General features: G+C 60.6%; 7 protein-coding genes. 4 read left to right on the top strand and 3 right to left on the bottom strand.

The window, feature by feature from the left end; genetic code table 11:
• Positions 1–373: 373 nt before the first annotated feature.
• From ACYP2Q_RS31255 to ACYP2Q_RS31245, 3 genes are read left to right on the top strand one after another with little or no spacing between them, the layout of a single operon-like run.
• Complete coding sequence (locus ACYP2Q_RS31255; RefSeq protein WP_459734064.1) at positions 374–2,083, top strand: FAD-binding protein; 1,710 nt, start codon at positions 374–376, stop codon at positions 2,081–2,083.
• A gap of 8 nt (positions 2,084–2,091) precedes the next feature.
• The gene (locus ACYP2Q_RS31250) at positions 2,092–3,792 is read left to right on the top strand and encodes an FAD-binding protein (protein ID WP_459734063.1); all 1,701 of its coding nucleotides are present in this window, start codon (positions 2,092–2,094) and stop codon (positions 3,790–3,792) included.
• On the top strand, positions 3,789–4,571 hold the full coding sequence (locus ACYP2Q_RS31245; protein WP_459734062.1) for an SDR family oxidoreductase: 783 nt from the start codon (positions 3,789–3,791) through the stop codon (positions 4,569–4,571). Before ACYP2Q_RS31250 ends, ACYP2Q_RS31245 begins: the two co-directional genes overlap by 4 nt.
• A gap of 160 nt (positions 4,572–4,731) precedes the next feature.
• Here ACYP2Q_RS31245 and ACYP2Q_RS31240 read toward each other — a convergent pair whose 3' ends face one another.
• From ACYP2Q_RS31240 to ACYP2Q_RS31230, 3 genes are all read right to left on the bottom strand, one after another.
• Positions 4,732–5,193, bottom strand: coding sequence for a hypothetical protein (locus ACYP2Q_RS31240; RefSeq protein ID WP_459734060.1), 462 nt, complete (start codon positions 5,191–5,193; stop codon positions 4,732–4,734).
• Positions 5,194–5,288: 95 nt separating this feature from the next.
• Entirely contained in the window at positions 5,289–6,575 is a 1,287-nt protein-coding gene (locus ACYP2Q_RS31235; protein ID WP_459734059.1) for an SEL1-like repeat protein, read from the bottom strand.
• Positions 6,575–8,479, bottom strand: coding sequence for a phospholipase D-like domain-containing protein (locus tag ACYP2Q_RS31230; RefSeq protein WP_459734057.1), 1,905 nt, complete (start codon positions 8,477–8,479; stop codon positions 6,575–6,577). Before ACYP2Q_RS31230 ends, ACYP2Q_RS31235 begins: the two co-directional genes overlap by 1 nt.
• 274 nt (positions 8,480–8,753) lie before the next feature.
• Between ACYP2Q_RS31230 and ACYP2Q_RS31225 the strand changes: the two genes are divergently transcribed.
• Positions 8,754–8,957, top strand: coding sequence for a hypothetical protein (locus ACYP2Q_RS31225; protein WP_459734055.1), 204 nt, complete (start codon positions 8,754–8,756; stop codon positions 8,955–8,957).
• Positions 8,958–9,277 lie beyond the last annotated feature (320 nt).

Raw genomic sequence — 9,277 nt, 5'->3', positions numbered from 1 at the left:
CGGCCTCATCGCTGGCAAGCCAGCTCCTACAGGTTTATTGGGCGTTGCCGGGATTTGCGTTTGGCGGTGATCGCTGTAGGAGCCGGCTTGCCGGCGATGGCGGAGTGTCAGGCGAGGAAGATGTTGGTTGTGCCGGCCTCATCGCTGGCAAGCCAGCTCCTACAGCTTTATTGGGCGTTGCCGGGATTTGCGTCTGGCGGTACTCCCCTGTGGGAGCACATGACTGACAGGGGGTATGCACGACCAGGCCACCCCCTAGTCCACTTTGACGATGAGCCCGTCCCCCCGCAGCCCCGATCATGGGCTGCACTCCGCCAGCGCACCCTGCGTGGTCGGCGGTTTCTTCCTGACCTCAGCTAATGGCATAACAACAATGACGGCTCAAGTTCAGTCTCAGACCCACTACGACGTGATCGTCGTCGGTTCGGGCGCAGGTGCGATGACTTCGGCGGTGTTCCTCGCCGACCAGGGAATGCGCGTGCTGGTGGTGGAGAAAAGCGACCAGTACGGCGGCACCTCGGCGATCTCCGGGGGCGGTATTTGGATCCCCAACAACCACTACTTCGCTCGTCAGCGCGGCAACGACAGCTACGCCACGGCGCTGACCTATCTCAAGGCCGCGGCAGGCGAGCATGTCGATGAAACCCGCCTGCGTGCCTACCTGGACAACGCGCCGAAGATGGTCGAACAGCTCACCCGAATCAGCCGGGTGCGCTACGCGGTGGCGGCGAAGTACCCTGATTATTATCCGCACCTGCCGGGGGCACTACCCGGTGGGCGGACCCTCGACCCGGAGCTGTTCGACACCAGCCTGTTGGGTGACGAATTGGCGAACCTGCGCAAGCCGTCGCCTTCGACCCTGCTGATGGGGCGCATCGCCTGGACCGCGCGCGATGCGCACAAGGCCATGGCCCGCAGTTTTGGCTGGCGCGTGCTGATCATGAAGCTGATGCTGCGCTACAAGCTGGACTTCAAATGGCGGCGCAAGAGCAAGATGGATCGCCGGGCATCCCTGGGCAGTTCGTTGGTGGCCTCGTTGCGTCGCTCGCTGATGGACCGCGACGTGCCGCTGTGGCTCAACACCGATTTCTGCGGCCTGGTCAGCGATAACGGTCGGGTCAGCGGCGTCACCGTGCGGCGTGACGGCGCCGAACTGCAACTGCATGCACGCCTGGGGGTCATCCTGGCCTCCGGTGGCTTCGAACAAAACCAGGTCCTGCGCGACCAGTACCTGCCCAAGCCGACCCGCAAGGCCTGGAGCGCGACGCCTCCCGGCAACAACACCGGCGCGGCCCTGGAAGCCGGCATGGCCCAGGGCGCGGCCACCGCGTTGATGGATTGGGCCTGGTGGGCGCCGACCATTGCCGTGCCGGGAGAAGACAAGCCCCGGGGGATCTTCGCCGAGCGTGCGTTCCCCGGTGCGATCGTGGTCAACGGCCTGGGCCAACGCTTTGTCAACGAAGCGGCGCCGTACCTGGAATTCGTCGACGCCATGCATCAGGACAACCAGAAAACCGGCGGCAAATCGGTGCCGGCCTGGGTGATCTTCGACGCCCATTTCCGTTTCAACTACGCCATGGGTCCGCTGATGCCTGGCCAGATCATGCCCGACAGTCGCCTGCGCAAGGAATGGCTCAACAACCTGTACTGGAAAGCCGACACCCTGGTCGGCCTGGCCCGGCAGATCGGCGTCGACAGCGCTGGCCTGGAAGCCACGGTCAACAAGGTCAACGGCTACGCCGAGAGCGGCGTGGACCTCGACTTCGCCCGTGGCGGCAACGTCTTCGACCGCTACTACGGCGACTGCAACATCAAGCCCAACCCATGCCTGGCGCCGTTGCGCAAAGGCCCGTATTACGCCATGCGCCTGGACGCCGGGGACATCGGCACCAAGGGCGGCCTGTTGACCAACGAACATGCCCAGGTAGTGCGCGATGACGGTTCGACCATCGCCGGCCTGTACGCCATCGGCAACTGCTCGGCGTCGGTGATGGGCACCAGCTACCCGGGCGCCGGCGGCACCCTGGGGCCGGCGATGACCTTCGGTTATGTCGCCGCCAACCACCTGGCCAGCCAGCGATAGGAGGGAGCATGTCAATGTCCGATAACCTCCCCAGCACCGACGTGCTGCCACCCTTGCAAGTGGCCGATATCGATAGCGTGTCCTGGGATGAGCAGTGCGACGTGCTGGTCGTCGGCTGGGGCGCGGCCGGTGCCTGCGCCGCGCTGGAAGCCCGGGCCCACGGTGCCGACGTGCTGATCGCCGACCGCTTCACCGGCGGTGGTGCCAGTGCCAAGAGTGGCGGGGTGGTGTACGCCGGTGGCGGCACGCGCCATCAACAGGCGGCGGGTTTCAACGACAGCCCCGAAGCCATGTTCGATTACCTCAAGCACGAGACTCGGGGTGTGGTCAGTGACGATACCCTGTGGCGCTTCTGTGCCGACAGCGTGAGCAACCTGCAATGGCTGGAAAGCCATGGCGCGCCCTACGCCCACCAGATGCCACCGGGCGGGGGCAAGACCTCGTACCCGCCCGACGGCTACTTCCTCTATTACTCGGGTAACGAATTGGTGCCCGACCACGGCGGTCCCTTGCCGCCTGCGCCACGAGGGCATCGCACCGTGGGCAAGGGCCAGGGCGGCGCGGTGCTGTTTGCCCACCTCAAGGCCGCGTGCCTGAAGGCCGGCGCGAAGACGCTGTTGCAGGCGGCGGCGCGACGACTGGTGACCGATCCCCGGGGGCGGGTACTGGGTGCCGAGTTCTGGTGCATGCCCGCAGGCAGCAAGCAAGCACAGTTGCATGCACGACTGGCAGCCCGCGCCGAACGCTTGCAGAACTTCGCCCCTGGCTATTGCAACAAACTGCGCAAGAAGGTCTGCCAACTCGAACGCGATTTCGCCCAGCCCCGCCGGGTGCGGGCGCGCCATGGGGTGATCCTGAGCACTGGGGGTTTCATCTTCAATCGCCAGTTGCTCGAACAACACGCGCCGAAGTTCCGGCGCAACTTCAAGGTCGGCGCCACCGGCTGCGATGGCAGTGGCTTGCGCCTGGGTGCCAGTGTCGGTGGCCAGGGGGCGGGACTTGAGCGGGTATCGGCGTGGCGCTTCATCAACCCGCCGTACAGTTGGCACAAAGGCATCGTGGTCAACCGCGAGGGCCGGCGCTTCTGCAACGAAGAAGTCTACGGCGCCACCCTCGGCCAGCCCTTGATGGAAGAGCAGGGCGGCAAGGCATGGCTGGTACTGGATGCGCCGCTGCGCAGGAAAGCCATCCGCGAGGCGCTGTTCGGCGGCTACTGGTGGTTCCAGAGTTTTCCGGCCCTGGCGCTGATGCTGTTCAAGGTGCGCAAGGGCAAGAGCCTGACCGAGCTGGCCAGTGCGACATCCATGGACCCCGCCGTGCTGCGCGACTCGGTGCTGGCGGCCAACGCCGCCGCCCGTGGCGAGGCGCCGGAGCCGTTCGGCAAGTCCGAGGGCGGGCGCCAGGTGCTGGAACAGGGGCCGTTCTATGCCTGCGATATCTCGGTGACCAATCCGGTATTCCCACTGGGCGCCCTGACCTTGGGCGGCTTGCGCGTGGATGAGCGCAGCGGCGCGGTACTCGACCAACAAGGCCAGGCCATCAGTGGCTTGTACGCAGCCGGGCGCAGTGCCCTGGGCATCCCTTCGCACCTGTACATCAGTGGCCTGTCCCTGGCCGACTGCGTGTTCTCCGGCCGTCGAGCCGGTGCCGCCGTCGCCCGCACGCGCAACCAGCAACCGCAAACCACCCTCGCACAGGAGACCCCATGATGACCCTCGAGCAAACCAGCAACAACGGACGAGTTCACGGCAAGGTTGCGCTGGTCACCGGCGGCGCCAAGGGCATCGGCGCTGCCAGCGCGCGCCTGCTGGCGGCCGAAGGTGCCCAGGTGCTGATCAGCGACCTGGACGTCGAAGCCGGCCAGTCCCTGGCGGCTGAAATCGGCCCGACGGCCGCCTTCATCCGCCACGACGTCAGCAGCGAAGACCAGTGGCGCCAGGTCATCGACCATGTGCGCGAGCGCTACGGCCGCCTGGATATCCTAGTCAACAACGCCGGCATCCTGATCGCCGGCTCGATTGAGGAAACCAGCCTGGTTGATTGGCACAAAGTAATGCGCGTGAACGCCGACAGCGTGTTCCTGGGCTGCCGCGAAGGCATCGCGTTGATGAAGGAAAACGGTGGCTCGATCATCAACCTGTCGTCCATCGCGGCCCTGGCCGGGCGCGACGATTACCTCGCCTACAGCGCCTCCAAGGGCGCGGTGGCAGCGCTATCGCGTTCGGTGGCGGTGATGTGCCGGCGACGCAAATACCGCATCCGTTGCAACACCCTGCACCCCGACGGCGTACTCACCGACATGACCCGCGGCGGCTTCCCCGAAGGCGTCGACCCCAACCGCCTGACCATCGACAGCGACCCGATGAACCGCATGTGCCGCCCCGAGGATGTGGCGGCCAGCGTGCTGTTCCTGGCCAGCGACGAGGCGCGGGCGATCAATGGGGTCGAGTTGCGTGTTGATAGTGGGCAGATGGTGATGAGTATTTAGTTGTTTGGACCAGCGTTCGCGGGTAAACCTCGCTCCTACACAGTGAACATCAGAAGGCGTAAGGAATCGCCTAATGAAATTCACTCTGTAGGAGCTGCCGCAGGCTGCGATCTTTTGATCTTTGCTAGCCTGTTCGGCATCTATCGAGGCTTCTCTTGATTCAATGCGTTTGCCCAGTGGCCGAATCACCTTGGCTAACGACAATCTCATTGTCCTTGGAAAGTGAATGTATGAGGTTTTGGCCGGTGACTTCCATGACCTGGCCGTCTTGTGAATAGGTGACTTCGACATGGCCTCCGCCAAAAAAATCTACGCGATAAATACGTGTCTGATCCTGTGTTCGCACAGCGAATGATTCAATCTCGGACAAGTTCCTGATCCCTATTAATTTAGGGACAAGATTTTCGATGGTCACATTTCCCTGCCGCATAACCATCGTTGCCCCGTCCGGGCGCGTGACTTTCATGCCGCCCTCAATTTTTTCGATGACGTGACCATAAACCTGACCGCCAAGGACGTTATTTTCGTCGTCTAGATGAAGTACGCTTTTACCAGCTGGCACCTCGATTTCCGGCGTATGTATCTCGAACGTTATTTTATCGTCTGCTTCATGCTTGCTCATTATGCTGCTCCTTTTTAGTTGCCGGAATTGGCGGTGTTGTTTCTAAGGTGTGAGTCGTGCGTGTTACCAGTTGCACCCTGCCCATCAGGAAATACTCAGGCTTCTCCGAACAGTCTCCATTTGATATTTTCCTCTTCGACGATCACTCGGTCGGCGAGCAAGAAGCGGCTGTGGCGCGTTTGGATTCTCACTGTTGGCAGGATTTCGCCCTTCTCGAAACGGCGAATTTGTGCACCTTCGAGGCGCGAGAAAAACTGGCTACCTATATCGGCTTTCCAGTAGCCAGTCTGCGGGCAGGCTCGGCCGCTGTTGCAGGTCGGCCTGGGGGAAGTAGCCTGGATGAAGCCGGGAGAATCCGGCAGCGGTCGGCCGGTAGTGGGTTCGAGGATTTTGGCCTTGGCCAGTTGACGAATCAGCGCTTCACTGGGTTTTTCTGGCGGGACATTGGCCAGGCGTTCTTCCACCCAGTGCAGCTTACCGTCCCAGGCGGGCAACTCGGCGGGTGGCAGCGGGACGATCTCGTTGATCTCGGGGACTTTGGGATTGGCGTGGGAGTAGCCCGAGAGGACTTTCCAGATTTTTTCGTAGCGTTCGGCGCGTTCGAGGTCTTCCTGTTGGCCCAGGTAGTACAGCCGATCATCCGGCGCCGGACCACGGAAGCCTTTGCTCAAAAAAGAAGCCGAAGTACTGTCACCGGCAGTTGCCCCAAGTTGGAATGCTTCGAGCGCTTCCTGATAACGCCCTTTCGTTGATAAATTAACCCCTAGCGCTCTTGCAGCTTTGCCGTTTCCCTGTTCAGCGGCGCAACGGCGCATCTGCCGAGCAACGTCCGGTGCAATGTCAATCGGCGCCAACTTGTCGGCGATATATGCCTGGCCTTGCGCATTACCCTGGTCGGCGGACTTGCGGTAGTAACGCAACGCATTTTCGTGATCTTTCTGCAGCCCCGCCGAACCGTTCTTCAGGAAAATGCCGACAAAGTAATACCCCGTCGCCACTCCCGCGTTGATCAGTTGTTCACTCATGCGCAAGTGCTCTTCACCACGGAGTTTGAAGAAACCACGCATCGCACCGTTCTGCAGGTTGATATTGGCCTTGTAGTGCCCGTTTTCACTGGCGATGCGATATAAACGCTCAATCTCTCCATCGACAGTCTTGTCCTGTCTGAGTTGGTTATTCTTTTGCAACCAGCGCGCGTAGCGAAATAGCACATCGGCCTCGGCGGAGGCCTCGGGTATCTGCTCGTGCACACAGGTAAAGGCCAACCTGGCCTTGGCTTCAGTTAAAGGGTTCAAGGGCATTTTCTCGGTCGAAGTAGAAGTAGGATTACTGGTGTCGCAGGCGACCAGCAGCAGGCATGACAGCAACAAGAGCCGGCGCATCAGTCGAGGTTCGACAGGTCGGATTCGCCGAAATAGAACTCGACAAGGGGGGCGTAGGGGGTCAATTGTTCCGAATGAAAATCTTTATTCCGATTGATGATTTCTTCCCACGCTTCGAACGCCTTTTCCGGGTCATCCTGCGCGCCCAATCCATTCGTATGCACCTCCCACAACCGCCGCCGCATCGCCTGCGTCACACTCGCCCACTCATGCGCAATGTTCAGTTCGCTATCCACCTGCATGCTGCGGGTATTGATGTTCGCCGAGCCATGCGTGGTGAACACGTCGTCGACGATCATCAACTTGGAGTGGATGTACACCGGCATCCAGTCCTTGCCCGCTGGTGAGTCGGGGGCGACCAGTGAGCACACGTGGACTTTCAGGCCGGTTAATTCCGGGAGATTGGCAAAAGTCTCGTTCTCGATTGCCTCGATCTGGCTCTGAAGTTCGGCTTTGCGCCAATCGTTCATCCAGGCCTTGCTCCGCTGATCGTCCTTGGCCTTGTCACTGAGCTCGGTTCCGCCCAATGCGTCGGTGAGGTTTGTCAGCGTGATCAGGGCATGCCGTTCAAGACGTTCGCTCAGACCGGATTCCTGTGCGGCAGCCTCAGCTTTTGCCTTTTCGATACGGCGCAACTTGGTGATTGCAGGCATGGTTTCGCCGCGCCCGAGGCTTTCGAGCATGCGCTGGGTGTTCAAGGTGCCAGAGCCTATGCCGCTCTCGCTGGCGTTGGTGATCACAAACAGGTGCAAGTGCCCATGAATGGCGGGGTCGCGCCCGGCCTTGGTCTGGCCGGCAGCGACGGCCTTGATCAATTCGGCCAGGGGTGGCCAGCGGAAGTACTGGTTCTCGATGAAGATGAATTGGGTCGCGTTGTTGACGGCTTGCAGGTAAAGCTTCTCGATATCCCGCTTGCCCTCCTGAGCCTGGGTGCGCAGGATCTGTGCGATTTGTCGGGTGGCGTCCGGGGTGCATTGCAATTGCGGCCCCACTTGCATGGCTTGGCGTGAGGCGAGCAAATTCTCGCCGGTTTCCTTGCGCCAGGCGCTGGCGAAGTTGTGGTGCAGGTGTTCCAGGATCGGTCCGCTGACCTGGCTTGAAATATCCTGACGTGGGGTATCGCCACGCGGGCCCTTATCGGGGGCTGGCTTGGTGTCCTTGTCACGGTTCAGTGCCGAATGGTCATCGGTGTCCCAGTACTCATCGAGCATGTTGTGGCCCATCACGAAACCGACGGCACGATCCGGCAGTTCATAATCAACGAGGACGGTTTTTTGATGATGGGTCGCTGTTGCCGTCAGGACGAATTGCGTGGTGGCACTGATCTTCGGGTCGAGACTTTTGTACATCGCCTGATGGGCTATTTCAGCCCTTTCAAACACGCTGAAACCGCGACTGACGAACACTGGAGTGCTGCGAGCTGCCACATGCGCCGCGGCTATGCTGTCGGCCAGCGAACAGTTGGCAAACCACTGGCGGTCATAAGCGTATTGTTCATCCGTGGAGGGTTGCATCTCCCGATCGTAGTATCGGAATGGGCCTTTTCCGGGCAGGTTGGCTTCTCCGGCTTTGCCTGCCGTATTGAATGGCATCTCCCAACCGAGTATCCGGACCTTGACGCCTTCCCGAGCCATGGCCATCAGTATTTCACCGATGCGCGGCGATATGCCGTCGCGAATGAAATACATCGACGGCTGAAACCCCCAACAGATGATGTCGATAGTTGCCTTGGCCTTTGAAATGGCCAGGTGCACAGCCCGAAACGTTTCTTCCCCATTGATCAACGGCTGGTAAGTTGCCATCGCGGGAGGGTATTCGGTATTGCGCACATACCAGGGCGGAGTACAGGTCACCTCTTGGGTATGCTGGAGTGCGACCGGTGTCACGATCTCGTATTGGCTCATTGTGTTTTCCCTTCCTGCTCTTTGATTCCTTCCATCACCGAGGCATACAGGCCTCGGTGATCCGTGTGCGATGTGGGTTGGCTTACCTCGTCGTGGACTCGAGAGGGGTGGTTGTGCAATCCGCGATTAGCCAGGTGCGCCTGATCGGAATTGCGGTAATCGGTACGGGGGGTTGGCCGGTGGGGAGTAGAGGCTGAAACGGGCGTCCTTGTTGAGCATCTGCTCGGCGCTGAGGTCCTGCTCGGCGCAGGTGAATTCGATGCGGTAGCAAGGGTTGGCTGAGGTGTTCCTGGCCTTCGAAGGCCAGGACGTCGAAGACGGCGTTGAACCGGTGGATGGTGAACTTGTGGCGAGTGTGGTTGAAGAAAACGGTTCGTATGGTGTTCATGTTCAGACCTCCCTGAGAACATACGGGGAGGCTTCATTTCCATCCCTCGTTCAACTGCTCGACAGCTTTGGGGAAACTGACACGCGCTGAAAATAAGACGTTTCCGTATTGCGCGTAGGACGCGTCTTGGTATTGGTGTAACGAATATGTAGGAATTTTCCTGGTCTTGTGGGTGGGCGACTCTTGACAGCAAAAATCCGGTTACTGATTGTTCCCACGCTCTGCGTGGGAATGCATCCCGTGAGGCTCCGCGTCACCATTGCGCAGGTGTCGACAGCGGGACGCAGGGCGTTACTGTCCTGTTTGAGCTGGATTTCTCATCCGAGCAGGCACCATTTAACCGCTTGCTCAGATCGTGTGATCTTGTCGGAGAAGGGCCAGATGCGTGGCTGGTAACGTTCGACCAGTTG

The sequence above is a fragment of the Pseudomonas sp. MHK4 genome, assembly GCF_054600775.1.
The sequence above is the reverse complement of the archived record's forward strand: the minus strand, read 5'-3'. Positions and strand labels throughout refer to the sequence as shown.